Source organism: Candidatus Sericytochromatia bacterium (assembly GCA_035285325.1).
Classification (GTDB): domain Bacteria; phylum Cyanobacteriota; class Sericytochromatia; order S15B-MN24; family JAQBPE01; genus JAYKJB01.
In genome coordinates this window covers 72,558-97,246 of record JAYKJB010000021.1, presented here as the reverse complement: position 1 = coordinate 97,246, position 24,689 = coordinate 72,558, and the positions used below count along the sequence as shown (strand labels likewise).

Genomic DNA, 24,689 nt, shown 5'->3' with positions numbered 1-24,689 from the left:
TCAGGCCCGCTCCGAGGAGAGGTCGCACAGAGCGTTGGGCTGAGACGATGCGTCCAGGCCATTCCGCTCACCGTTCTGCCCACCGTACTCGACCTTCTTGACGTGGAACAGGACGTCTTCCAGCACCCGACGATTGCCCGCGGTGAGGTCTGCGAGCACGCCGAACAACATCATCTGAAAGCCGATGATGCCGCAGGCAGCGGCGACCAGCAGGGATTGGACGTGCCCTCCGCCGCCGTCCGTCCAGTAAAAGTACAGAAACCTCAGCAGCAGGAGGAAACCCGGCAACGCAAAGCTGAGCCCGGCCAGGGCGAAGACCCGCAGGGGCTGGTACATGGCGTAGATGCGCAGGATCGTGGCAGCCGAACGCAGCGTGTACTGCCAGATGCCATCAAAAAGCCTGGATGGACGTTCGGCCCGGTTGGTTCGAACCGGCACGTGGGTGATGCGCAAACCGCGATTGCCGGCCTGAATCAGGGTTTCTAGCGTGTAAGTAAAGTCCGAGAACACAATCGTCCGCATGGCCGCTTCGCGACTGATGGCGCGGAAGCCGCTGGTGGTGTCCGGGATGCGCGTGTTAGAGGCCTGCCGCACGACCCAACTGCCCATCTTTTGAAGGCGCCGTTTCAGCGGTGAGAAGGCTTCCACGCCAGGTCCCCAGCGTTCGCCCACCACGAGATCCGCCTGGTTTTTGAGCACCGGAGCGACCAGGGATCCGATGTCCTCGCCGGCGTATTGATTGTCGGCGTCCGTGTTGACGATGACATCCGCGCCCATTCGCAACGCCGCATCCAGTCCTGCCACGAATGCGCGGGCCAGTCCTTTGTGCTGGCCGAGTTCCAGCACCTGGTCCACGCCGGCTCGACGCGCCACTTCCGCCGTCTGATCGGTTGACCCGTCGTCGATGACCAGGATCTCCACCCGGTCCACACCTGGCACCTGCAATGGCAGGGCCGCCAGCGTCACGGGGAGGGTGGCGGCCTCGTTGTAACAGGGAATCTGGATGACCAGTTTCACGCGGTGCGACCGAACCCCAGGGGCAGTTGCCAGGCTCCGCCGCACGGGCCGGACAGCCTCAGAACCGAATCGCCTTCACCATAGCACGGAGAGGGCGGAAGCGGCAGGGGCCATCACGTGAGGGGCGGGCCTCAGCGCATCATCGAGGTGCGCATGGCCTCGTCTCGGCGCTTCTGCCAGGTGTCGGCCAGGCGGCGGGCCACGTCCTTTTGCTGCAAGGTAAGGTCGCGCGTGGTCCTGTCCCACATGCCGCGCGCGTCGACTCGTCCCGTGCGGAGGGCAATCTGGTACCAGGACGCGGCCGTCACCGGGTCCCGTTTGACACCGCGGCCCTTGGCGAACATGTCGCCCAGGTGAATCAGGGCTTCCGTTCCTCCCTCCTGCGCGGAGCGTTCCAACAGCTTCAGAGCCTCGGCATCATCGCGCGGGACTCCCTCGCCATTGGCGTGCAATACCGCCAGGTTGAACAGGGCCTGGGCGTCTCCTCGGTTACCTGCCTTGCGGAACCAGTGGGCGGCCTTGACGGGGTCGCGGGGCACACCGGCGCCGCGGTAGTGCATGACCCCCAAACACACTTCACCGCCTGGATGTTCCTGCTCTGCGGCCCGCTCGAACCAGGTCACGGCCATGCGATCATCTTCATTCACCCCTTCGCCCGCATCCAGCATCAAGCCGAGGGCGACCTGGGCATCCGCGTGATTCGCATCAGCCGCTTTGAGGTACCAATCCACTGCGCGGACGTTGTTCTCGCTCACGCCGATGCCGCCGTCCAGCATGTGCCCCACGCTGTACATGGCCTGAGGAAGGCCTTTTTCTGCCGCGCGGAGGTACCATTTGAAGGCACTGGCTTTGTCCGCTGCGACTCCGATGCCGTGATCGTGGAGGTAGCCCAGGCGGAACTGGGCCTGCACCTCGCCCCGTTCGGCAGCCAGCCGATACCAGCGGGCCGCGGTGACTTCATCCTTGGCGACGCCCAGGCCATACTCGTGAATGACACCCAAGTGGACCAGGGCTTCCACATTCCCTGCCGCGGCGGACTTGCGAAAGGCCTCCACATTAGCGGTGAGGGCATCGGAGTTCGCGGGTCTGGCCTGTACAGGTTGAGACAAGCCCAGCACACAGGCGAGCACGAGGGTCACGTTCGAAAGGATGCGGCTCAAGGGAAACTCCCGGCGCGATGGGCGCCCAAACGGGGCCCTCACCTGCTCAGGAACCCCTGAAAGCACCTTAGCCTGGGGCGTGGGAGATTTCTGTGACCCATGCGATGGAGGTCAGCGACCTGAACGCCCCTGGTCTCTTCATCACGACAAAAAAAAGCCCGCTCCGGTCTCCGGAGCGGGCGGGGTTCGCCACGTGTCAGCGTGCGGGGGCTCCGGCTTTCTGCCTCAGCAGGTTGAGGGCCCCACCAGCGTGGAACCAGCCGATTTGCTCCTGGTTCATGGTGTGATGCAACGCAATCACTTCCTGAGTTCCGTCGCGATGCTTGATCAGCGCGTTGATGGTCGTATGCGGCGCGAGGTCTTGCAGGTTTTCCAGCGAAAGCGTGTCGCCTTCCTGAATCTTCTCGTAGTCGGACGGATCGACGAACGTCAGGGGCAGAATGCCCTGCTTCTTGAGGTTGGTTTCGTGGATGCGGGCAAATGACCGCACGATCACGGCCGCACCGCCCAGAAAACGCGGGCTCATGGCCGCGTGTTCCCGGCTGCTGCCCTCTCCATAGTTTTCATCGCCGATGACCACCCAGCGATGACCACGTGCCTTGTAATCGCGTGCCACAGCCGGCACGTCCTGGTTGATTTCCCGCGTGAAGGCGTTCTGGGTCGTGCCCCGTTCGCCGGTCCACGCATTGATCGCCCCGGTGAGCATGTTGTCCGAAATGCGGTCGAGGTGTCCACGGAAGCGCAGCCAGGGGCCGGCGGGGGAGATATGGTCCGTGGTCGTCTTGCCCTTGGTTTTGATCAGAACGGGCATGTCGGCGTACTCCGCCACGACCAACCGACTGAACGGTTCCAGAATTTGCAGACGCTCGGAGCCTTCTGGCACCACGACCTGGACCTTTTCCGGGTCCGCCGCCGGCGCCTCGTAGGCAAAGCGGCGCCCCACGTAGCCGTTTGGTGGCACTTCGGGCGAAGGGGTCGGTGCGGTGAGCTTGATGCGCTTCCCGTCTGGAGCGGCGAGATCGTCCGTCAGGGGGTTGAACGCCAACGAACCTGCCAGGCCCAGGGCGATCGTGATCTCAGGGCTCGCCACGAAGGCGAAGGTTTCGGGGTTGGCGTCGTTCCGCCCCGGGAAGTTCCGGTTGAACGAACTCACGATGGTGTTCTTCTCACCCTTCTTGAACTCGTCGCGCTTCCACTGACCGATGCAAGGCCCACACGCGTTGGCCATGACCACCGCGCCGATGTCCTCGAACGCGACGGTCAAGCCGTCCCGCCGAGCCGTTTCGAACACGGCCGCCGAACCAGGCGAGATCGACAGCTTGGCCGCGCTCTTGCTCCCCACTTGGGCGGCTTGGGCGGCCACCTGGGAGGCCCGGTGCATGTCTTCGTAGCTTGAGTTGGTGCAGGAGCCGATCAAGGCCGCCGACACTTCCATCGGCCAGCCCTGGGCCTTCGCGTCCGCTGCCAGGCGCGAGATCGGGCGCGCGTAATCGGGGCTATGAGGACCCACGATGTGAGGTTCAAGGGTGGAGAGGTCGAGTTCCAGCACCTGGTCATAGAAACGCTCGGGCGCCGCCAGCACCTCGGCATCCGGCACCAGCAGGTGCTGATAAGCCTCAATGACCGGTACCAGGTCCGCCCGCTCGGTGGCTTCCAGATAGACCCGCATGCGTGCGTCGTAAGGGAACACCGAAGATGTGGCGCCAATTTCAGCGCCCATGTTGCAGATGGTGGCCTTGCCGGTGCAGGAAAGCGACTCGGTTCCAGGACCGAAGTATTCCACGATGGCGTTGGTGCCCCCCTTGACCGTCAATTGGCCCGCCACCCACAGAATGATGTCCTTCGGAGAGGCCCATCCGTTGAGCGTGCCCGTCAGTTTCACCCCAATCAGCTTGGGCTGCAGCAATTCCCAGGCAAAACCAGCCATGACGTCCACGGTGTCCGCGCCACCGACCCCAACCGCAATCATTCCAAGGCCGCCGGCGTTGGGCGTGTGGGAGTCCGAACCGATCATCAGGGTGCCCGGCGCGGCATAGTTTTCCAGAACCACCTGGTGGATGATGCCCGAGCCGGGGCCCCAGAACCCCATCCCATACTTGGACGCTGCTGAGCGCAGAAAATCGTAGACTTCGCGGTTGGTGATGCTGGCCACTTCCGTGTCCTTGGCAGCGCCCTGATAGGCCTGAATCAAGTGGTCGGCGTGGACGGTGGTCGGGACGGCGGTCTGGAACACTCCGGCCTGCATGAACTGGAGAATGGCCATCTGAGCCGTTGCATCCTGCATGATCACCCGGTCGGGTCGGAGCATCAGGTAGGCTTTGCCTGCATCGATCGGCTGGCTCTGCGGCTGGTCAAGGTGACCGAACAGAATCTTCTCCGACAGCGTCAACGGCCGCTTGAGACGGTCGCGCACGATGGCGACGTTTTCGGCCATCTTTTCATAGGTGGCGCGCAACGCATCAGGGGTGGTCTCGATGGTGGGCATGGAATCCTCCGGGATGATTTCGTACGGGGAGCTTTCAAGCCTCAAGGGCTTGGGAGAACAGGCCAGGAAGGGTTACTGGGCTCTGACCAGTTCGAGCAGCTTTTGCCTGATCTGCGCGGGTTGCGGCACGCTGGCGTCTTCCAGCGGGGGCGAGAGTCCAATGCCCGGCACATCCGCACCAGCCAGCAGACTGGGGGGCGCCTCCAGGTGATAGAAGCAACGCTCGATCAGCTTGCGAATCACGTGCTCACCAAAGTTGGTGACCTCGGTGTCTTCGTTCACCACCAGCACGCGCCCCGTCTTTCGGACCGACTCTGCGATGGTATCCATGTCGAGCGGATAGATGGTTCTCAGGTCGATCACCTCCGCCGAGACGCCCTCCTTCTCAGCCAATTCCTGCGCCACCTGGACGCACATAGGCAACATGCGACTGTAGGAAATGACGGTGACATCTCGACCTGGACGGGCGACGTGGGCGCGGCCGATTTCAACGGTGTAATCCGTTAACCCTTCTGGCCAACGCGGTTTCCAATCGCTTCGGTCGCCCAACGGCGCGTTGATCATCGCGTCCAGTTCCCGCCGGTCCGCGGGTTCGCCAGGAATCAACTCATCCCCGATGGCCCGCATCAGTGCCTTCGACTTGAGGTACATCACCGGGTTTGGTTCTTTGATGGCCGCGATCATCAGTCCGTAGGCGTCTCGGGCGTTCGAGGGGGCCACAATCTTCCAGCCGGGGATGTGCGAGGCCACGCTCTCGAACGAGTGAGAGTGATAGATAGAGCCGTGGATGCCTGCCCCCACCGGGGTCATCACCACCATGGGCAAGTGGTACTGGCCATAGCTCGACCAATGGCAATTCCCAGCCAGCTTGAGCAGGTCGATGGTGTTGAAGATGTAGTCCGCGAACTGAATCTCGGCAACCGGCTTCCCTCCGGCCATTGCGATGCCCATGGCGGTACCGATGATGCCCCGCTCGTCGAGCGGTGAATTCCAGGCGGTCTGAAGGCCCTGGGTCGCGGTAAACACGCCACCCAGCGGCGGTCCCACATCTTCCCCGAAGATGTCCGTTACGCCGAGGTGCTGTTCGCCGTAATGCAGTGCGAGTCGAATGGCTTGCGCGATCGTGGCCATGATGTCATTACCTCGCAGAGACGTCGGGCGAGACGAATTCGGGACGCTCGCCGTCGAAATAAATGAACCGGTCGCGGTCGGTGGCCAGGGGTTCGGACAGCACCTGCCTCAGGTCGTCCTTCATCTGCGCCCGGATGCGTTCCCAGGTGGCTTCGCATTCTGCCCGAGAGAGCAGGCCCTCTTCCTCGAGATGGGCTTCAAAACGGAGAATCGGATCGACCTCATCGGGCACTCGGTTGCCCCCAGAGGCCGAAGAGTGACCGTGCAGGCGACTGACGTTGGCCTGAAGACAGAACGGCTTTCGCTCGGTCCGAATGTAGTACATCGCCTCCGCAATGGCTTTCCAACTTTCGAGCACATCATTGCCATCGACCACCGCCCAGCGAATGCCGTAGGGCTCCGCACGCCGAGCCAGGTTGCCACTGCTCTGAACCTGGCCTGCCGGGGTGGAAATACCAAAGCCGTTGTGATTGACGATGATCAGGATAGGCAACTCGCAGCCAGGCCGGGTTGCCCAGTTGAGACAGGAGGCGAAGTCTCCTTCCGCCGAGCCGGCGTCTCCCCCGTTCACGATGGTGAGACCGTCCCCGCCGTGCCGTTTTTGCACCCAAGCGGTCCCGGGCGCCATGACGTACTGGGTCTCGATGGTTGGCGTCACCGGCGTGACATTCCAGGCGTGAATGGCGTAGTGGTTCACGAAGTTCCGACCCCCTGAATATGGGTCGGTTTGGGTGGAGCGCATCTGCCGCAGCGTGTCGATCGGGCGAGCGCCCATCGCCACCAAGATGGGATTGCTTCGGTAGTGCAGGTGCAGGTAGTCGAAGTCCGGCCCGCAGCCTTTTTTGACCTGCATGCCCAAACTGACGCCGAAGGCCTCTTCCCCGGGACCACCGATCCAGAAGAAGCCTTGGCCAGAGCGGTTCATCGAGATGGTCACCTCGTCGATGACCCGGCTCGTCACCATCGCCTCGTACATCTTTTTTTTGAGGTCAGGTGTCAGGTCGGGCGCTCGGTGGACGGGCGCGGCGCTGGCTTCTGGGTGGGTGGTCATTTGGGAATTCCTTCTTGTTTCCTCATCCGGATGGCCGTTCGAGAGCTCTTCAGTGTATCACAGCTTTCGGCGCTGGGAACGCCCGCTCCGGGGGCTCATCGCCCTGATTGGCCCTTCGTGATGGCAAGCGCGTACAATGAAGGTCCGCGTGGTGGCTGGTGGGCGTCTGACCCACGTCACCCCTTCTGAGGAGGCGACCTCCAGTGATTCAAGACCCCGCCGATGCTGCGAAGCAAGTCCGTAACCGTTGGCTGCTGGCGATCGGAGCGACCCTGTTGTTGGCAACCACCTTCTGGTGGCAGGCTTATTCACGGGCAGCGCTGCGACAGCACGAGGCCCGCATGGTGGCGGCCGATTTTCCCGCCCTTCGCCTTCAGCAAACGTCGGCTCAGGTGGATGAGTTTGGCCGGGTGTCCGTCAATGGCTTGTTGACGGAGCCGCCGCTGGCGGTGGGGTCCCTGCGTCTGATTCCTCAAGGGACCTACACGGCCTTGCTGATCGCCAATGACGGCAACCCCGCGCACATCAAAAAGGTGGAGCTCGTGATTGGGGCGAGGGACGCCAATCGTCGCTGGTATCCCCCTACCGCTGAAGCCGTGGCGAAAAGGCTCCAAGCCCCCTGAGGCTTGCGTGCTTGCCGGCAAGGTTTGAAACAAACTCCCCTCAACGTGATCCATGACCCTGCAATGGTGCCTGGAGACGGCTAAAATTTGGCCCGTGAAGGCGAAGCAGCCTTCCCTCCCGGGCCAGCGCCGGACAAGGCATCACATAGGGGTCAGCGAATATGGATTTCGAAAAGCTCGCCGAGGCATCACATCAGGCCTGGTTCGTCGCAATGGCACGCCAGGGCTGGGTGTTCGGCCCCCGGTTGAGTGCGGAGTTCAAAACCCATCCGTGGTTGAAGCCTTACCCAGGCTTGAGTGATAACACCAAAGAGGTGGTGCGCGCCCAGGTTCGAGGCTTGCTGCAAGCCCTCGAGGCGCAGGGCGTCACCAGCATCGCGGGCCTTGCCAATCAGATGCCTGCCGCGGCGGCTCCCCCGCCGCCCGTGCGGGCGGCGAGTGCGGAGCCGGTCTCCCCGCCTCCCCCGAAACCCGTGACGAGTGTTCCCTCCGCGGCTCCGAGCCCGGCGCTGGAGAAGACGGACGACGCGGGTCGGTCAGATGGTCAGGTGCTCGATCGAAAGGTGGATGCATCCGGGCGGATGCGGATCGGTTCCGGGTTGGTCAAGAAGGCAGAGTTGCTCAAGAGTGGAACCACTCAGGTGACGATCATCCAGAACGGGGACGTGATCGAAGTGCTGCCCTATGACCCCAACGCCAGCGGGGCGTTCTATGCCTCGGTGAATCCAGACGGCTTCATGTTGCCCAAGGCGATGCTGGCTGGCACTGGAGGTCAGGACTTTACTCTGACGATCACCCCTGGACGCTTGGTGGTCAAACCCAAGTCCTGACTCCTGGGGGCGGGTGGGAGCCCTCACACCCGAAGACCAGCCTGGAGGTCACTCCGATCACCAGCGGTCGGCTGGCTCTCAGAGGCGTGCGAACTGCCAGTCGGTCGGGCGGCCGTGGGCATACGGCATGACGCCGTGGAAAGGTCGCGGATCCTCGTCAAAGACCAGCGGCAGGAAATGGCGATCGCCCTCCCAGAGCGGCAACTCACCGCTGAGAAGGGCGCTGATGGGATGCCAGCAGAGCGAGCCCTCCTCGTTTCTGGTCCAAGGCGTTCCCTCGAACGCATCGACCAGAAAGATGAAGCCAAACCAGTTTTCTCCATTTGGGCCAAACCCCGGCCAGTTGATCGTGCCGCGCAACGCCATCGCCTCTACCACAATCCCGGCTTCTTCCATCAGCTCACGACGAATACAGGACACCGGACTCTCGTCTGGTTCCATCTTTCCGCCCAGTCCGTTCCATTTTCCCAGGTGGGCATCGTCTTGCCGGGCGTTCCGATGGACCAGCAACACCTGAGACCGGCTGGCATCTCGAACGTAGGCCAGGGTTCCGAGGATGGGCGTGTAGGGCATGGGGTTGGCCTTTCTTACGGGGCAGCGGCAGCACGCCCTGGGGAGGGTATCACCAGCAGCGCATTTGCCACGGGTCGCTCTGCTCCATCGGATGGACGACTGACCAGTTCTCCGCGAATCGTCATGGCCGCAGACCCGCCTCCGTCGAAGTTCAGCGCGTCCACGGCCCCGCGCTCCCGAAGAAACTCGGCCAGTTCCAGAAGCGTCAGACCCACACTGTGTCTGGGGGATCGTCCGTCCACCACCAGCAGCAGCAAATCCCCATCGGCCGTGATGCCAACTGCCGTCCGAGGGGCACGGCCGATGCCCACGTCCGCACGAAATTGCTCGCGCTCGGTCAGCAATTCGATGCGCCCGTTCATCAGCAAACGCGGTCCCGCTCCAATGATGTGGCGGACGTTGGGCATCAACTCGAACAAGGGCTGCTTGAAGACCAGGCGTTGCCCCAGCTTGAGACGGTTTGAAAGCCAATCGGCCACTTGCCCGTGGGCGGAGAGGACCCGGCCGCTGGGGGGAATTTCCCCGTTGCCGGTCACGGTATTCAGGATTCCGCCCTCAGCATCCAGCAACCATTCACGTCCATCCGGTGGGGTTCCAGTTCGGTTCCCGTAGCGAGAGGTGTAGGCTACCAGGCGATTGGCTCCTCGTGGCAGATTGATGCCATCCAGGTCGTATGACTCGCCTGAGGAAAGCACCACCCGCTCGGACAAGGAGGTCGGCCCGACCATGGCCCTATCGGGTGCCAGGAATAGCGCACTTCGATGGAATAAAGGGCCTGTCCACAATTCGCGATCGATCATCAGAAGGCCCAAGGGGTGTCCTGAACGCGTGGAGAAGTAAGCGCCATTGATCCCCGCGATTGCCCGACTGCGTCGCGCCATCGCCGAGACTGTCTCCACGCTGCCAAGAGACGAGCCAGCGCTGACGGGCACCACCTCGCTTGATCCTGGCCGTCTGGCGATGCGAATCAGATGGGCGGCCAATGGCCCCTCGTGAGAAGCTCGCCGCGTCCGCTCGTAGGTCACGCCAGGGGCGATGGCATCGGTGGTGCGCTGGTCGAAATAAATGGAAAATCGGACCGTCAGACCCGTCTCGGTTCGGGTCACGGTGCTGGGACACCAGTATTTCCAGGGCAATACCAGCGTGTATTCCGATTCGCCCACCTCCACACCGGCTCGGCCCAACACGCGATGGTCCAAGATCTGCAGGCCACTTGGCACGGTGGCGGAAGCCACGCGCAATCGCCAGCACTCCTCCGAGGCGCGCTCCTCGAAGGATGTGTCCGCCGGGCCGGGCAGGCGCAACTCCACCTCCGCTCCCTGCTCGCGCCAAGAAGCGGGTGCCCCGCTCGCCGATGGCGGCAGAGCGGGGTCATCCGGGCCCGACAAAGTTGGGTCAGCCGCAGCGGCGGACGGGCAGGCGAGCACGAGCCACAGAGCAAGCGCCACGACGCGGCCGGCCACCGGGTGCGTTTCCCCCAACACGACGGGGAGCGTTTAACTGACCAGCAGAGAATCCGTGACGGTGGAGCGCTTCAGGACACCGCCGCCTGTCGTGAATTTCTGCTCGATCGACTCGTAACCGCGGTCGATGTGGTGAAGACCAGAGATCTGCGTTCCACCCTGTGCCGCCAAGGCGGCGATGATCAGTGCGGCACCGGCGCGCAGGTCAGTCGCCTTGACCGGAGCCCCGGTCAAGCGGCGACTCCCCAAAATGACCGCCGCGTTTCCTTCGGTCTTGATGCAAGCGCCCATCCGCAGCAATTCGTCGACGTGGAGGAAGCGGTTTTCAAACACCGTTTCACTGATCATGCTGGTTCCAGGGATGGTCGCCAACAGGGCCATCATGGGGGCCTGCAGATCGGTCGGGAAGCCCGGGTAGGGCATCGTGCGCACGTCCACGGGGCGCAAATCTTCGTGGCCTTTGACAATCACGCTGTCTGGACCGTCGGGTTGGATCAACACACCCGCCTCGGTCAGCTTACTGACAACGGCTTGCATGTGGTCGACGCGAACGCCCTCAAGACGGAGTTCACCCCGCGTGATGGCGGCAGCCATCATGAAGGTACCGGCTTCAATGCGATCGGGAATGACCCGATGGCGGCACCCGCCGAGACGCTCGACTCCGTGAATGACAATCTGTTCCGTCCCAACGCCACGGATGTCTGCCCCCATCGCATTGAGCATGTCGGCCAGGTCGACAATTTCTGGCTCTTGGGCGCAATTTTCAATCACCGTGATGCCATCGGCGAGCGAGGCGGCCATCATGATGTTTTCCGTCGCCCCAACGCTGGGGTAGTCGAGATAGATGTTGGCACCATAGAGGCGGTCCGCATAGGCTTCCACGAAGCCGTGCTCGATCTGAACCGTGGCGCCCAGCGCTCGCAGCCCCTTGAGATGGAGGTCAACCGGGCGAGACCCGATCGCGCAACCGCCCGGGAGAGGAATCTTGGCGCGTCCCATGCGAGCCAGGACCGGCCCCAGCACGAAGAACGAGGCGCGCATGCGGGTCACGAGGTCGTAGGGGGCCGCGTACTGATTGACGCCGCTGCCATCCACGCGCAGACAGCCATTCGCAAAGGAAACTTCAGCCCCGAGGTGACCGAGCACTTCGGAGATCACGCGGACGTCCAGCAAATCGGGGACGTTCGACAGCTCGACCACGCCCTCCGACAGCACAGTGCCAGCAATCAGTGCCAGGGCCGAATTCTTTGCCCCGCTGATGCGCACCCGTCCCTTGAGCGTCTGTCCACCTTCGATGACGAGCCGTTCCACCTTACCGAACCTCCTAAGACCCTACCCTGTGAATTTTGCACATTTAGAACCAGTCTAGGAGCGTCTTGAATCTCGACTCTGTGATCTTTGACACAAGTTTTTTTCCTGGGTCGGACGAAAACTGCCGAAATGCTTGTCATCAAAGCGTCACAAGCTTCTTGTACCACCTAAGTAGATCTTGAATCGGCGCGATCACGTCGCGACTCAAGTCTGCTCCATGAGGAAATCCCTGGGTCGCGGTTAAACGACGCTCAGTCTGCGGCCTTGGATATTTCGCTGGGGCCGGCTGACCGTGGTGGGTGGCGTGTTTGCCTTATCTGCCGGCTGGGGCTTCGCGTCTCGTTGGCGACTCGCCGCGAGCCAGAAGTCGAGCCCGATGCTCGTCGCGATGATGATCAGGAAGGGCAAGGCCGGCAGGCTGAATCCGGCCCAAAGGGCAATGCCTGCGGTGGCCAGGCTGCTGATGGACAGCACCTTGCTGAGGGAGGAAGCGTGTGGCTGTCGGAAGACATCGATCATGGTTTTCGCTGAGATGGCGACTCCTGCCACGTTCAGAGCCGGCAAGATGCGGTTCATGTTGCCCAGCCAACGACCGCCCGGTGTTTTGGCCATTTCCCCAGCGGCGGACAGGAGGCTGTTGGCCGTGGGAGCCAGCCAGTCACTGCGGCCGGCCAGTTTGAGGGCGAAGCGTGCGATCGCCAGAACCGACACGCAGAGGGTTCGCGCGACGACGGCCAGGTCCACCAGGCCGACCCCGGCGTCCACGGCTGCTTTGGCCCGTTGCGCCCCGCTGGCCCGTGGCTCGATGATGGTCTGAACATGTTTGCCGACTTGAACGACCTGTGATTTGACCTTCTCGTCGCCACTGTTCAGCAGCCAGGCAGCGGCCAGGGCCCCCAAGCCCTTGCTGGCGATGCGCGGGGCGAGTTTGTCGGCCGCGAGCGACATCGCGGCGGCCGCTCCATAGGTGTCACCCTTGACGACGTTGGTGAGGCCGCGTAGAAGCGCGCTGCTCCCACTGAGTGACGCAGCGGCGGAGGCATGGGTGGCCAGCGTATCGGCGCCGAGTTGCAAGGCGTCGGCTGCCAGTTTGACCGGGTCGTCGTTTTGGGCCGCCTTCAAGGCGGAGGCAGCGCTGCTCAGGACGGGCAGGGCCTTGGCCGCCATGGCCACTTTCGATTCGACCACCGGGTCTACGCTGGCTGGCGTCAAGCTTGCTGGGTTGGCTGGAATCGGCTCCACGCTCCTCTTCCCCATGTGATGGGCCCTCTCCCAGGCCACACCTGCCTTATGAGACGCATCCTGGCGAAGCTTGCGTTAAATCGCTGTTAATGTCGCGTGGTTGTGATGCGGAGGGACTGTTGAAGAGGGACGTTCAGGCGGATGTCCATGCCCGATGGGAGGGGGGTATAATGCCCCGGGCCGGGCTTGTCTGGTTCGCTCCGTGGAGTTTACATGCGGCATCATCTCCATCGAATGCACGAAGCCGTGCTTCGGTCGGCTCCCATCCGTCCGGGCGACCGAATTCTTTACGTCGGCTGCGATCGCGGGGCCTTCACCCCGGCGATGGCGGATCAGCTTGCTCGCTCCAGCGAATTGGTGGCGGTGGACTTTTCGCAGGTCCCGCTTCAACGGGTGGAGCGCTTGATGGCCCAGGTGCAGCGGAAGAATTTTCTATTTTTTCGGCTGAGTCAGCCCCTGATACCCTTTGCGGATGAATATTTCGACCTGGTGATCGCCTATGGTTCCCAGCACGCTCTGCCCCGTCCCGACCTGGTCCTTGACGAACTGGATCGCGTCTTGAAGCCGGAGGGCAGGCTGTACTGGCACGATGTGGACCCCACGGCGCATCGTCCTTGGACCCGCTTGGTGAACTGGCTTTTCTTCTGGCGCAAACGCCCCGCCTCTGCGCAGACTCTTTCTGATGTTCGGCGCAGGATGAGCCGGTATTTCACCATCGAGTTCTATCGTCGTTGGACCCACACCTGGGGCCGGCAAAGCTGTCTGTTGGTCGGGCGCAAGCCACGGGTGGATTGATGGCTTCCGGCTGCCCTCTCTGAAGGGGGGGGGCGGAAGTCCCCGCGCGCCTCTTCCCGCCCATACCAAAGACCGCCAGAGCGTTCGCCCTGGCGGTCTCTTCCATGACAGGATTGACTGGCTGATTCAACTGAGGTAGCCGCGCAGTTGCTCTTTTTGGAGCGACATGCGGAGCTTATTGAGCGCCTTGGCCTCGATCTGACGAACCCGCTCACGGGTCACGCCCATGTCGTGTCCGATGCCTTCCAGCGTGCGCTGTTGGCCGCCGTCCAACCCGAAGCGACGTCGAACGACGTAGCGTTCGCGCTCGGTGAGGTGGGTTTCCAGCAGATTGTTGACGTCTTCGCAGAGCATGCGTTGCAGGGCGGTGGCCGGCGGGCTCGCCGTGTGCTGGTCTCGGATGATGTCCCCCAGACGGGAATCTTCTTCCTTACCGATGGGCGTTTCCAGCGAGACGGGCTCCTGGTCAGCCTTGGTGATCTCGCGCAGCTTTTCGACCGTGATCTGCAGCTCTTCCGCTACTTCCGTTTCATTGGGTTGACGACCCAGCTTCTGGCTCATCAGGCGAATGGTCTTCTTCACGCGGCTGATGGTCTCCACCATGTGGACGGGGACCCGAATGGTCCGGCCCTGGTCCGCGATGGCCCGGGTGATGGCCTGACGGATCCACCAGGTGGCATAGGTGGAGAACTTGTAACCCTTGCGGTAGTCGTACTTCTCGGCCGCTCGCATCAGTCCCATGTTCCCCTCCTGGATCAAGTCCAGGAAGGAAAGCCCGCGACCCAGATGTTTCCGAGCGATGGACACGACCAACCGAAGGTTGGCCGACACCAACTTATGCTTGGCCTTTTCGCCTTCGGCCCCGCCGCGCGAGATCAGCCGAGCGAGTTCCAGTTCTTCGGCGTGCGTGATGAGGCGACGCTTGCCGATTTCCTGCAGATACATCCGGATCGAATCGTCCGATTGTTCGACGGCCGGGCCCGGGGTGGGGGCCACATTGACTCGCAGTTCATCCGTTTCTTCCGTCGTTTCCTCGGCGAGGTCCTCGACCACGGACGCTTCGGGTTCGGATTCTTCGATGCTCGGCCGTCCGGAGAGCAGGTCCGTTTCAGGCAAGAGGCCGGCTTCTTCGAAACCAGACCCGGTGCTACCATCGAGAGCGAGTTCGTCGGAGATGAGATTCGGCAATTGAAACCTCCTGGAATTTCCACCCGCCTACACGGGCAGCGGCTAATCTTCTTGACTTTCCTATTGTAAGTGGGACCGCCAAGGGGCACCTAACCCCAAATTGGCTCGATTTTGGCCGGAATTTAGCATCGGCGGGCTCGAAGTGACCGGTTATCGACGGCAGGCACGCTCAGGGGCGAAATTTTAAATTCGTTTTACATAGTTTTAACAAAAGCCCTGTTTTCTATATACCCGCCGCACGGCACGCACTTGCGTCCGTACTTGATTTTTTCCTGCTTCATGCGTCATGGTATGCGGCTGCCTGCGGCCCGGCCCAACTGAGGGGCGAGTGTTAAATGCAAATTAAATGCCCGGCCGGATCGAGGCCCTATGAAGCACTGGCGGCGGTCTATGACATGAGTGGCCAGTCACGTTTCAGTCTCAAGATGCTGGGCTACGGGCTGGAATTGCTGGCGCTGCATCGGATCCGGCCTGGTCGGGTGCTAGATCTGGCCTGCGGCACGGGGGCGGTGGCCGTGGCCCTCGCGCGTCGTCGCTTCGAGGTGACAGGGGTGGATGGCTCGGCCGCCATGCTGGCCCGTGCCCGGATGCGGGCGGAACGCTGGAATACGCGTGTTTGCTGGCAGCAAGCGGACCTGACCCGGTTGCCGGAACGGGCGGAACTGGGGGCTCCCGAGGGCTTTGATCTGGCCTGCTGTTTTTATGACAGCCTCAACCACCTGACGGATCCGGAAGCATTCCAGTCGGCACTCTGTGAAATGCGTCGGGTGCTCCGAGTGGGGGGACACTTGCTGTTCGATCTCAACACCCCGTTGGCGTACGAAAGCGTCTGGGGCAACTCGCGCGATGCTCACGTGGGGGAATCGTATGCGCGGTTCTGGCAATCCCACTGGTGCCCCGACAGACGTCTGGCCACGATGGATGCGACCTATTTCTGGCGCGAAGATTCGAACGACGCGACCTGGCAGCGCATCTCGGTGCGCCACCTGGCCCGCGGTTACACGGACGAACAAGTGAGACACGCATTGGCGAGAGCGGGCTTCGAAGTGCTTGCCGCCCATGCGGCCCTGCGTTTTGATCCGGTAGATGGCACGACGGACCGGGCGGCTTATCTGGTCAGGGCGGTTCAGGCGTCGACTTCCACTTCCGCTTCACAATCCCGACAGTAAGGGGTTTCGGGAATGGCCGTGAGGCGCTCCCGACCAATGCCCTCCTGGCATCGAATGCATTGCCCGTAATGGTTCTCAGCCATTCGCCGCAAGGCGCTCTCCACCAGTTGCAAGCGGTGCTTGTAACGTTCGAGCATGGAGACGTCGAGCGCCATCGCGTAGGTATCGGAGGCGTCGTCCACCCATTCACTGTCGCCTGAATTGGAGTAGGCATCCTGGACACTGTGTGAGCCGTGCGATTTGATGCTGCTGCGATGGGCGAGAATGTGCTCGTTCAGGCGTGCGCGGGTCCGCTCCAGCTCCTGCCGATGCTTGTCGAAAGCTGTCATCGCCTCTCCTCCACCCCTCCCTGGGCCCGGTCATCCGGGCTCAAGTGACCGCCGCTATGTGGCGCATCGTATCCGCTGGAGGCACGACTTGACATCCGCCGGATGCCCGATGAAGCTTGTCCGCGATGCATGTTGGCGCCTCCCCACTCGAGCGTTGGTTCACCCTGCGGCCTGGTCCCTACCGGCACATGCTCGGCGGCGCAGCCGTTGAGGCCTGGCCCCATGTCGCGTTGCAGGAGATGGTGGGGCCGCTGGAGTTCGATTTGGATTGGGGGTATGACACGCCACAAGGCTGTGATTCACTGCGTGCCTTGATTGCCGAAGACGAGGGCTTGCCGGCGGAGGATGGCGTGTTACTCACGCAAGGTGCCTCGGAGGGGAACTTTTTGGCCCTCGCCGCGCTGCTGTCGCCAGGGGATCGGGTGATCATGCAGTGGCCCATCTATCCGCAGTTGCGGGCCCTCGCGCAGGCCTGGGGGGCCCAGGTCCATCTCTGGAGGCCCTCAGACGGCCATTCATCCTGGGAGGTCGACACCCTGCTGGATGGGGTGGACAGCAGCGTGCGGTTGGTGGTTCTCAACTCGCCGCACAACCCGACCGGGCACTGTCTGGAACCGTCGGACCTTGCGCGCGTGGTGGAGGCTGTTCGCGGGACCACCAGAGGCCATTTGCTGCTGGATGAGGTGTATCGAGGACTGGCTCCCTCTCCCGGCTCCACCTTGCGGCGATTGGGGCCGGCGCGGTTGCTGGTGACCAATTCGGTTTCCAAGGCTTGGGGCCTGCCGGGCGCGCGGGTGGGCTGGTTGGCTGGTGATTCCAGCGTGCTGGCGGACGCCGTCCTCTGGCGGGAACACAATGGCCTGGCCCTCAGCAATACGGCGACGGCCTGGGTTCGGCACATCTGGCCTCACAAGGATCGGCTGATGGCTGCCAACCAGGCGATCCTGGCCCGCAATCGCGCGATGGTGGAGGCCTGGCTGGCGGAACGTCCCGACCTCAGGGGGGGGCTTTCGCCCCACGCAGGGGTGTGTCTGCTCGGAATCCACGCCGCCCTGCCGTTCGATGACCAGACGTTTGCCGAAGCCTGCTATCGCGATGACCGCGTGCTCGTCATCCCCGGCGGCACGATCGGCATGCCCGGCGTGTTGCGAGTCGGAATCGGTCAACGGGATGCCACAGTGCTCAAGGGGGGACTTGATTACCTGGACGCTCGCCTGTCGGCGTGGTCCCGAACTGGAGCGCCCTAGGTGGCACGTCAAGAATCAGGCGGAACACGCCAGGTCGAGACCGGGGGCCACCTGCTCGCCATTCGTTATCGCCATCCCGATAGCGGCTACACCGTGGCCTCCGTGGAGTCCGAGGGGGATTGTTGGACCCTGGTCACCGAACGAGGGCATGAACTGCACGCGGGGCTGAGGATCAAGGCCCTGGGGCGCTGGGGGGAACATCCGCGCCATGGGCGTCAGTTTTATGCCAAACGGGTGGACGCGGAGTTGCCGACAGAATCGGCGGCGATCATTCGGTTCCTGGCTTCCGGGGTGCTGCCTGGGATTGGTCCCCGTGCCGCAGAGACTCTGGTCGCGGCTTTCGGGGCCAGCGTATTCGCCATCCTGGATGACGCCCCGCAACGCTTGCACGGCATTCCAGGTTTGAGTTCCCATCGGGTGGGCCTGCTGCAACAGGCCTGGGCGGCTTTGAGGAAGCGAAGCGAGCGGTTGACGGCTTTGGAAGCCTCGGGTCTCAGTCGCTGGCAAGCGGTGAAGTGGGATGAGCGACACGGTGAAGTGGCGCTGTCGGCCCTGCGGGAAGACCCTTTCGCTCTCCTCGAACTGGACTCCTCCTGCTCGTTCGCAGAGGCTGAGCGACTCGCCAGTTCCCTGGGCCTGCCGGCTGAGGCGCCTGCGCGACTACAGGCTTGGCTGCTGAAGACGCTGCGTGAGGCGGCGGGAAATGGGCATACGGCTTGCGATGAAGAGGAACTCGTGGGCACCGTGCAAGCGCTGAGCGGCGTAGCACGGGCGCGCGTGGAGGCGAGTTTGCAGGCCGCTCTGGCGGCGGAGCGATTCGTTCGGTACCACGACCAGGCCACCGCGACGATCTCGATCGCAGAGTTGCCTGCCTGGCGGGACGAAGAGATGCTCGCGAAACGTGTCTCGGCCTTGCTGAAGAGGCCCGTCGAACTTCATCCCGAATGGCGGGAGATCGTGACCCGGGTGGCTCACGCCCAGGTCCCCCCTCCGTCGCCGCGCCAGCACGAGGCCGTGCAAGGAGCGCTGCAGCATCGCCTCTTTCTATTGAGCGGTGGTCCTGGCACGGGCAAGTCGACCACCGTGAGGTTTCTGTTGGCGGTCTTGGAGGCCCTGGAACAGGTGGTGCTGCTGGCTGCCCCGACCGGTCGGGCTGCACAGCGCCTGGCCGAACTCGCGCATCGACCCGCGATGACCTTGCACCGTTTGCTGGGCCTCCAACCAGCGGGAAGCGGCCTGCACCGGACGGATGCGGGTGTGCTGCCGGCTGACGTGGTGATCGTGGATGAAGCCACCATGATGGACCTGGAGCTCGCTCGCCACCTGCTGGAGGCGTTGCCCCCACTCGCACACCTGGTCCTGATCGGGGACACGGACCAACTGCCGTCGGTGGGACCAGGACAGGTCTTTCGGGACCTGATGCAAGACCCCCGCGTCGCACGGGTGACCCTGGAAACCGTGTTTCGCGTCTCGGGCAGCCTGGAACTGGTTCGCTGCGCTCACGCGATCCGACAGGGCGTTTCACCCGCGCTGCAGATACCGGGCACGGGGTCGGGAGGTGAAGCCTATTTCGTCGAGGCTGAGGGCGATGAGGCGGTCCGCTCGCGGCTGGTGAATGTCGCGACGAAGAGCCTTCCCTCACGCTTAGGGCTCGATCCCAGAACGGAAATACAGGTCCTGACCCCCGCGCTGCAGGGGCCGCTGGGGGCCCGCACCCTCAATGTCGATTTGCAGCGGCACCTTCATCTCGATGTGGGAGCTGATTCGGATCCGATCTTCGTGGTGGGCAACCGGGTGATGCAGTGTGCCAACGATCTCGAATTGGGGGTTTTCAATGGGGATGTGGGCGTGGTGGAGAGCATTGATCCGCCGCAGAAAATGGCCTGGATTCGCTTCGGGGAACGCTGCGTGGCTTATCCCTTCCGGCTGCGCCAGTTTCTGGAACCGGCGTGGGCCATCACGGTTCACAAGAGCCAGGGCAGTGAATACCCAGCGGTGGTCGTGGCGCTCTCCCTCTGTCACGGCCCACTGTTGCAGCGCGAGGTCCTTTACACGGCCTTCACGCGGGCACGCAGGGTGGTGGTGGTGGTGGGATCTTCTGCGGCCATCGAGCGAGCCGTGGCCCAGCCCTCCCCGGCTCGGCGGACCGGCCTGCGCTGGCATCTGGGACAGCTCGGGGGTGGGCCGTCCACATAAAAAAAAGGCCCCCTGATAACAGGAGGCCAACAGTGCTCAGGATGGGACTTGAACCCATACGGTTTCCCACACGCCCCTCAAACGTGCGCGTCTGCCAATTCCGCCACCTGAGCGCTAAGGGCATTGTGCCACAGTTGCCCCAGGAGGGCAACTGTGGCGCGACCAAGGCTTTAAAGGGTGTTCTGCCCGTTCTGGGCGTCGATGTTCAACAACTGGTTCAGCTGCGTCAGCTTGGATTCCAACGCGTGGGCCGTTTCGCTCATCTGAGTGAAGCGCGCACGCAGGTCCTCGTGCTCCCGTTTCAACGAGATGAAGGCATCCAGCAAGCCAGCCAGGTCACCCGGTTGAACGATGTCTGCCTCGTCGATCAGCGGCTCGTCCAGAGGCTCGAGGGTCGGCACATTATCGAGGTCGAGATTCCGCCGAATGGACCGAAGGCTGCGGTCGCTCTCGCGCAGATTCTTGATTTGCTGAAAAATGGCCACAATTTCAGGGGTGGCCGAATCGGCGGTGAGGGCGGTACGCAGGGTGTCAAAATTGCCCTGTCCCGCCGACTGGCGAGCACTCACGGGGTCGTGGTTCATGGTGAAGCCTCCTTGTACGCGCAAAGCATGTCATTATGTTACGACCCCGCGCGCGAAGGCACATGTGATCATGATCATAGTTTCTGTACTCAACGGGCCGAAATGCCTGGCTTCATCCTCCTTTGCAGCGGGCTGATCTGGATGATGCGTGAAACAGTACCAAGATCCAGCAAATCCCCGTGTGCGGGTCGTTAGCCAGGGCTGAACCACGGTGGAAGACATTCACGGATTGAAGCCAATGCTGCTCATGGGGCCTTCGTGGGCCTGGCCTGCTGTCTGCTTGATGCTCGGGCTGGCGATGCTGAGCGTGTTCTGGTGGCGTCGCCGTCGGTGGCTCGCCGGGCGAAGCCTGCCACATGACTCTGTCGGCCCCGTTTTCCAGCGAACGTCCGATGCCTTGGCGGGGTTGCGGCGCGCCGCGAAGGCCGGTGAAATCTCCGCTGAAGGTCTCCACCAGAACCTCTCGGACATCCTCCGCGCTCATCTTCATCAGCAATGGAAGTTGCCCGCTCAGGCTTTGACCAGCCCGGAGCTTTTGCACCATTGGGGGCAAACCACTGCGCCCGAGGGGGCGCGGCCGCTGCTCGCTCAGATTCTGGTGAACACGGACACCGCTCGTTTTTCTCCTTCTGAGGCCCTCGTGCCGGAAGGGCTGCACACGCTCGGGCAGGCGGAGCGCTTTCTTGAGCTGACGGGCGACGGCTGGCTTCGTTCGCTGGACGTGCCCCTTGCCGCTGGCGGGGCCAAGGCGGACGAGAGGAGGCCCGCTTGACCTGGGGGACTCCCACCGTGCTCGCCGCGTTGGCTGCGCTGCCCGTATTGCTGGTGCTGGCCTGGCGTGTCCTGCCCCGCGCGCATTCGACGTCATTTTCCTCCCTGCGCTTTCTGATGCACCGGGGTTGGCGAGGGCGTCTGGCAGATCCGATGGCCTGGACGCTGCGTTTGGCCGCGCTGTTCCTGCTGATCGCGGCGATCGCCCGCCCACAATGGGGCACCACCTGGATCGACGAGCGGCAAATGGCGGTGGACGTGATGTTGGCGCTCGACCTGTCCGGCTCGATGCGGGCAGAGGACTTTCAGCCGGAGAATCGATTGGTGGCGGCCAAACAGGTCATCGGGGAGTTTATTGGCAAGTCGACGGACCACCGGATGGGCCTGGTGGTTTTTGCTGGCCGCTCCCTCACCGTGGCGCCTCTGACCCTGGATCATGCGATGGTGCGGGAGGCGCTGGCCCGCGTTGATTTTCAGACCATTCGACAGGACGGAACGGCCATCGGCGATGCCATCGGCAATTGCTTGTATCGCCTGAAAGAGGCCAACTCGCGGGGGCGTGTGATCGTCCTGTTCACGGACGGCGAGAACAATTCGGGATACCTGGACCCGATTCGTGCGGCCGGGATGGCGAGGGTCAAGGGCATTCGCATCCATACGATTGCCGTGGGCAAGCCTGGTGGGGCCCCAATTCCGATGCCCAATGCGTTCGGCGAGAAGATCTACCTGCGCGACAGTGAGGGGCGCTTGATTCTCCCCCAGATCAACGAAGTCAGCTTGAAGCGGATCGCGGCCATTACCGGGGGCCGTTACTTCCGAGCCACGGACACCAGGGCGCTGCGAGCGGTGTATGACGAGATCAATCGCCTGGAGCGTTCCGAGGTGCAACGACAACGGCGGCGACGCCTGGAAGACCATTTCCAGGGCCTGGTCTGGTTGGCCCTGGCCCTGGTATTGCTGCGCTTCTGGACCTCCACCGGACGCATGCGGGTCTTGGAGGTAGGCGCGTGACGTTCCATCTGGCTGCGCCGGTTCTGCTGCTCTTGCTCCTGTGTCTGCCCGTTCTGCTGATGCGCGCCTGGGTCGACCGTCAGCGCGCCGCCGTGGCGCTCGAACAATTCAAAGCGGGGGCTGCACGTCGGGCCGCTGGGGAATGGCCGCGCGCGGGGCGGCAATTTCAGCAGAGCCTTCTGCTGCTGACCGCTCTGACCTGCTGCGTCTTGGCCTTGAGTGAGCCGCGTTGGGGCACGGCGCGTGCGACCGGCGAAGCCCGCACGGACGGCCAGCTGGTGCTGGTGCTGGACGTCAGCCGCAGCATGGGCGTGATGGACGTCCTCGGGGTGGCCAGGGCGGATGCGATGCGTCGTTTCCTGGAAACGCTGCTGCCTACCCTGTCCGGCTGGCGCTGTGGGGTGGTCTTGATGGCCGGTGACGCGGATGTCGTCTGTCCCTTGACCTCTGATCTGGAGGCGGTCAAGACGTTGCTGCAGCGGGCCAGGCCAGGGGAGGGCCCCGGCAAGGGGACGGACCTGGAGGCCGGTATTCGCGCGGCCCTGCCGCTGTTTCGTCCCGGGCCGCGGCACGTGCTTCTCTGCAGTGATGGCGAGGTGTTGTCCGGTGACATCGAACAGGCCGCCCGGCTCGCTCGAGACCAGCACGCGGTGCTCCTGACGGCTGTCTGTGGCACGGAGGAAGGGGGGCCGGTCCCGACCGAACCTGACATGTGGGGCAATCCAGGGTTCGTTCAGTACCGGGGGGAGACCATCACCAGCCGGGCCGCACCGGCCCTGCTGGCCAATCTGGCCGAGATCACCCGTGGCGTCTCTGTGGATCTGGCGGAGGCGACGGCGGTCGATGACGTCAGACGCTTTCTGGGGGCCGGTGCGGGGGAGGCGCCTCCCTCCCCTTCCGTGAGGTTCGCCCCCGCCGAGGTCTTGGAGCCCTTTCAGTGGCTGCTGGCGCTGGGCACGCTGTTCCTCTTGTTAGAGGCGTTGCTCGAACTCTACCGACGTCGCGTCAAGCATCCTTCTTTTTCCAGCGCGCTGCGCCTGGCGCTTGATCGTGCGTCGGCCATCGGGCCGGGCCTCATGGTTCCGGTGCTGGTGGGGGGCTGGGCCTGGCTGCCATCCTGGTACCTCAATCAGCAGGCCATCGAGGCCCAACGCGCCTCGGATGTGATACGCAGTGAAGCTCTGCTGCGCTCGGCCTTGCGTCAGGACCCTGGCTCGGCCCCCTTGCACGCCAATCTGGGCTGGTTGCGCTACCAGCAGGGCGATCTGGACCACGCCGAAAAGGAGTTCCAGGCTGCCTTGTCGACGGCCGCGGGCCATCAGCGGGGCACCCTTCGCTACAATCTCGGCAATGTTCATTTTCGGCAGGCTGAACGAGGCTCCGGACGTACGGGGTACGAGCAGGCGATCGCCGATTACGAGGCCGCGCTCCAACACTGGCCCGAAGATGCCGAGGCGCGTCAGAATCTGGCCTTGGCGCGACAGCGCCTGAAACAGGCGTCGCCCCCTCCCGCGTCGCCTTCACCCTCTCCGTCCGGCGGGCGCGCCGCCGCAGGCGCCGCTGGGGCCGTGGGCGTCAACCCGCCTTATCATCCCCCGGAGCTTTCCCAGTTGCCCACTCAGGCTGAAGTCGACTCGACGCTCAAGGCGTTGGAACAGGACGAGCGTCGTCGCCTGGCGGAAGAGAGTGGGAATCGCGCCCCCAGTCGGGCTGGCGAACTTCCGGACCCGGGGCGCTTGATCGAGCGTGCGCTGAGCGGGTTCGACTTGGAGCGGGATTGGTGATAGGTGTTTCATGTTGCGCGTTCGAGGAGGACTGAACCGATGTTGAAGTGGCTGGTGACGACGTTTCTTTCGGCAGCCTGCGTGGCTGTCTCCAGCTTGCCCGCCTGGGCGATTCCCACGGCGTTCAAGGCCATTGGCGAGGCCCAGACCTGGGATCAGGCACGCGCCGCTAGCAAGCCGGTGGCCAACACGCTGTACTACCAGGGCGGCCGGATCCGCCTGGAGATGGCCGCCCCGGTGAGTGCGGAGGGCGTGGCCCCGTTCAACGTCGTGCTCGCCAGCGAGGGAGGGCGCACGGTGATCTTGCTGAATCCCGCCGACAAGCAGGCCATGAAGATGGAGATGGCCTCCCTCGATGAGATGGCGGAAAACCGCTCCTTGCAGCAACTGAGTCAGTTCCGGTTGCGGGATTTTTCCACCACCTTCAAGGCGCGCAGTCGAGCCATCGGCTCCGAAACCATTGCCGGGGAACCTTGCACCATCCGCGAACAGCACGACAAGAGCGGACACGTGCGAATCTGGGTCTCCGAGCGGCTGGCCATCCCCTTCAAGTTCGTCTACCTGGAGAAGTCCAAGCCGATGTTTGCCTGGACGGTCAAACAATTCACGCCATCTTCGAACTTGCCTGCCTCGGCTTTCAATGTGCCCGGTGGCTACGAGACGGTCGACCTCACTGAGATGATGAAGGGGCTGGACGACGCTCACCCGCAGCCCAAGCGCTGAGCGCAG

Annotated in this window: 22 protein-coding genes and 1 tRNA gene; 10 read left to right on the top strand and 13 right to left on the bottom strand. The window is 63.3% G+C overall.

Features of this window, described 5'->3' with window-relative positions; genetic code table 11:
* The 5 genes from VKP62_03750 to VKP62_03730 form a co-directional block, all read right to left on the bottom strand.
* Nucleotides 1-1,017: a glycosyltransferase family 2 protein gene (locus tag VKP62_03750; protein MEB3196297.1), complete on the bottom strand. Its 1,017-nt coding sequence runs from the start codon at nt 1,015-1,017 to the stop codon at nt 1-3.
* Between the two features lie 131 nt (nt 1,018-1,148).
* A complete protein-coding gene (locus tag VKP62_03745) occupies nt 1,149-2,177 on the bottom strand; it encodes an SEL1-like repeat protein (GenBank protein ID MEB3196296.1) in 1,029 nt (342 codons plus the stop codon).
* 196 nt (nt 2,178-2,373) lie between these two features.
* Nucleotides 2,374-4,662 carry an aconitate hydratase gene (locus VKP62_03740; GenBank protein ID MEB3196295.1) on the bottom strand — a complete coding sequence of 763 codons (2,289 nt, stop codon included), beginning with the start codon at nt 4,660-4,662 and terminating at the stop codon, nt 2,374-2,376.
* A 72-nt stretch (nt 4,663-4,734) separates the two neighbouring features.
* A complete protein-coding gene (locus tag VKP62_03735) occupies nt 4,735-5,793 on the bottom strand; it encodes a transketolase C-terminal domain-containing protein (protein ID MEB3196294.1) in 1,059 nt (352 codons plus the stop codon).
* Nucleotides 5,794-5,800: 7 nt separating this feature from the next.
* The gene (locus VKP62_03730) at nt 5,801-6,844 is read right to left on the bottom strand and encodes a thiamine pyrophosphate-dependent dehydrogenase E1 component subunit alpha (GenBank protein MEB3196293.1); all 1,044 of its coding nucleotides are present in this window, start codon (nt 6,842-6,844) and stop codon (nt 5,801-5,803) included.
* Nucleotides 6,845-7,047: 203 nt separating this feature from the next.
* On the opposite strand from VKP62_03730, the gene VKP62_03725 reads away from it, so the two are divergent.
* Both VKP62_03725 and VKP62_03720 read left to right on the top strand, forming a co-directional pair.
* Nucleotides 7,048-7,467: a hypothetical protein gene (locus VKP62_03725; GenBank protein MEB3196292.1), complete on the top strand. Its 420-nt coding sequence runs from the start codon at nt 7,048-7,050 to the stop codon at nt 7,465-7,467.
* A 161-nt stretch (nt 7,468-7,628) separates the two neighbouring features.
* Entirely contained in the window at nt 7,629-8,297 is a 669-nt protein-coding gene (locus tag VKP62_03720) for a RyR domain-containing protein (protein ID MEB3196291.1), read from the top strand.
* Between the two features lie 78 nt (nt 8,298-8,375).
* Here VKP62_03720 and VKP62_03715 read toward each other — a convergent pair whose 3' ends face one another.
* From VKP62_03715 to VKP62_03700, 4 genes are all read right to left on the bottom strand, one after another.
* Nucleotides 8,376-8,870 carry an 8-oxo-dGTP diphosphatase gene (locus tag VKP62_03715; GenBank protein ID MEB3196290.1) on the bottom strand — a complete coding sequence of 165 codons (495 nt, stop codon included), beginning with the start codon at nt 8,868-8,870 and terminating at the stop codon, nt 8,376-8,378.
* Between the two features lie 14 nt (nt 8,871-8,884).
* A complete protein-coding gene (locus VKP62_03710; protein MEB3196289.1) occupies nt 8,885-10,174 on the bottom strand; it encodes a phosphodiester glycosidase family protein in 1,290 nt (429 codons plus the stop codon).
* A 192-nt stretch (nt 10,175-10,366) separates the two neighbouring features.
* Nucleotides 10,367-11,644: a UDP-N-acetylglucosamine 1-carboxyvinyltransferase gene (gene murA, locus VKP62_03705; protein ID MEB3196288.1), complete on the bottom strand. Its 1,278-nt coding sequence runs from the start codon at nt 11,642-11,644 to the stop codon at nt 10,367-10,369.
* Nucleotides 11,645-11,884: 240 nt separating this feature from the next.
* Complete coding sequence (locus VKP62_03700; protein ID MEB3196287.1) at nt 11,885-12,886, bottom strand: hypothetical protein; 1,002 nt, start codon at nt 12,884-12,886, stop codon at nt 11,885-11,887.
* Between the two features lie 213 nt (nt 12,887-13,099).
* Between VKP62_03700 and VKP62_03695 the strand changes: the two genes are divergently transcribed.
* Nucleotides 13,100-13,681, top strand: a complete 582-nt coding sequence (locus tag VKP62_03695) for a class I SAM-dependent methyltransferase (GenBank protein ID MEB3196286.1) — start codon at nt 13,100-13,102, stop codon at nt 13,679-13,681.
* A gap of 126 nt (nt 13,682-13,807) precedes the next feature.
* On the opposite strand, the gene VKP62_03690 is transcribed toward VKP62_03695, so the two are convergent.
* The gene (locus VKP62_03690; protein ID MEB3196285.1) at nt 13,808-14,869 is read right to left on the bottom strand and encodes a sigma-70 family RNA polymerase sigma factor; all 1,062 of its coding nucleotides are present in this window, start codon (nt 14,867-14,869) and stop codon (nt 13,808-13,810) included.
* Between the two features lie 335 nt (nt 14,870-15,204).
* Here VKP62_03690 and VKP62_03685 point away from each other — a divergent pair, with 335 nt between their 5' ends.
* On the top strand, nt 15,205-16,038 hold the full coding sequence (locus tag VKP62_03685) for a class I SAM-dependent methyltransferase (protein MEB3196284.1): 834 nt from the start codon (nt 15,205-15,207) through the stop codon (nt 16,036-16,038).
* On the opposite strand, the gene VKP62_03680 is transcribed toward VKP62_03685, so the two are convergent.
* Nucleotides 15,996-16,367 (bottom strand): TraR/DksA family transcriptional regulator, encoded by a 372-nt coding sequence (locus tag VKP62_03680; protein ID MEB3196283.1) that lies wholly within the window; start codon nt 16,365-16,367, stop codon nt 15,996-15,998. The genes VKP62_03685 and VKP62_03680 overlap by 43 nt on opposite strands.
* A gap of 125 nt (nt 16,368-16,492) precedes the next feature.
* Between VKP62_03680 and VKP62_03675 the strand changes: the two genes are divergently transcribed.
* Both VKP62_03675 and VKP62_03670 read left to right on the top strand, forming a co-directional pair.
* Nucleotides 16,493-17,614, top strand: coding sequence for a pyridoxal phosphate-dependent aminotransferase (locus VKP62_03675; protein MEB3196282.1), 1,122 nt, complete (start codon nt 16,493-16,495; stop codon nt 17,612-17,614).
* Entirely contained in the window at nt 17,615-19,810 is a 2,196-nt protein-coding gene (locus tag VKP62_03670) for an AAA family ATPase (protein ID MEB3196281.1), read from the top strand. It begins immediately after the preceding gene.
* A 33-nt stretch (nt 19,811-19,843) separates the two neighbouring features.
* Here the strand turns inward: VKP62_03670 and VKP62_03665 are convergent.
* Together VKP62_03665 and VKP62_03660 are read right to left on the bottom strand one after the other, a co-directional pair.
* Nucleotides 19,844-19,923: transfer RNA gene (locus tag VKP62_03665), tRNA-Leu, on the bottom strand.
* 57 nt (nt 19,924-19,980) lie between these two features.
* Nucleotides 19,981-20,394, bottom strand: a complete 414-nt coding sequence (locus VKP62_03660; GenBank protein MEB3196280.1) for a hypothetical protein — start codon at nt 20,392-20,394, stop codon at nt 19,981-19,983.
* A gap of 229 nt (nt 20,395-20,623) precedes the next feature.
* Here VKP62_03660 and VKP62_03655 point away from each other — a divergent pair, with 229 nt between their 5' ends.
* Genes VKP62_03655 through VKP62_03640 form a run of 4 tightly spaced genes read left to right on the top strand, consistent with a single transcriptional unit; the run spans nt 20,624 to nt 24,683 of the window.
* Nucleotides 20,624-21,166: a hypothetical protein gene (locus VKP62_03655; protein MEB3196279.1), complete on the top strand. Its 543-nt coding sequence runs from the start codon at nt 20,624-20,626 to the stop codon at nt 21,164-21,166.
* A complete protein-coding gene (locus VKP62_03650; protein ID MEB3196278.1) occupies nt 21,163-22,176 on the top strand; it encodes a VWA domain-containing protein in 1,014 nt (337 codons plus the stop codon). The genes VKP62_03655 and VKP62_03650 overlap by 4 nt, the downstream gene beginning before the upstream one ends.
* The gene (locus VKP62_03645) at nt 22,173-23,960 is read left to right on the top strand and encodes a VWA domain-containing protein (protein ID MEB3196277.1); all 1,788 of its coding nucleotides are present in this window, start codon (nt 22,173-22,175) and stop codon (nt 23,958-23,960) included. Before VKP62_03650 ends, VKP62_03645 begins: the two co-directional genes overlap by 4 nt.
* 39 nt (nt 23,961-23,999) lie before the next feature.
* Nucleotides 24,000-24,683: a DUF4412 domain-containing protein gene (locus VKP62_03640; protein MEB3196276.1), complete on the top strand. Its 684-nt coding sequence runs from the start codon at nt 24,000-24,002 to the stop codon at nt 24,681-24,683.
* Nucleotides 24,684-24,689: the final 6 nt, after the last annotated feature.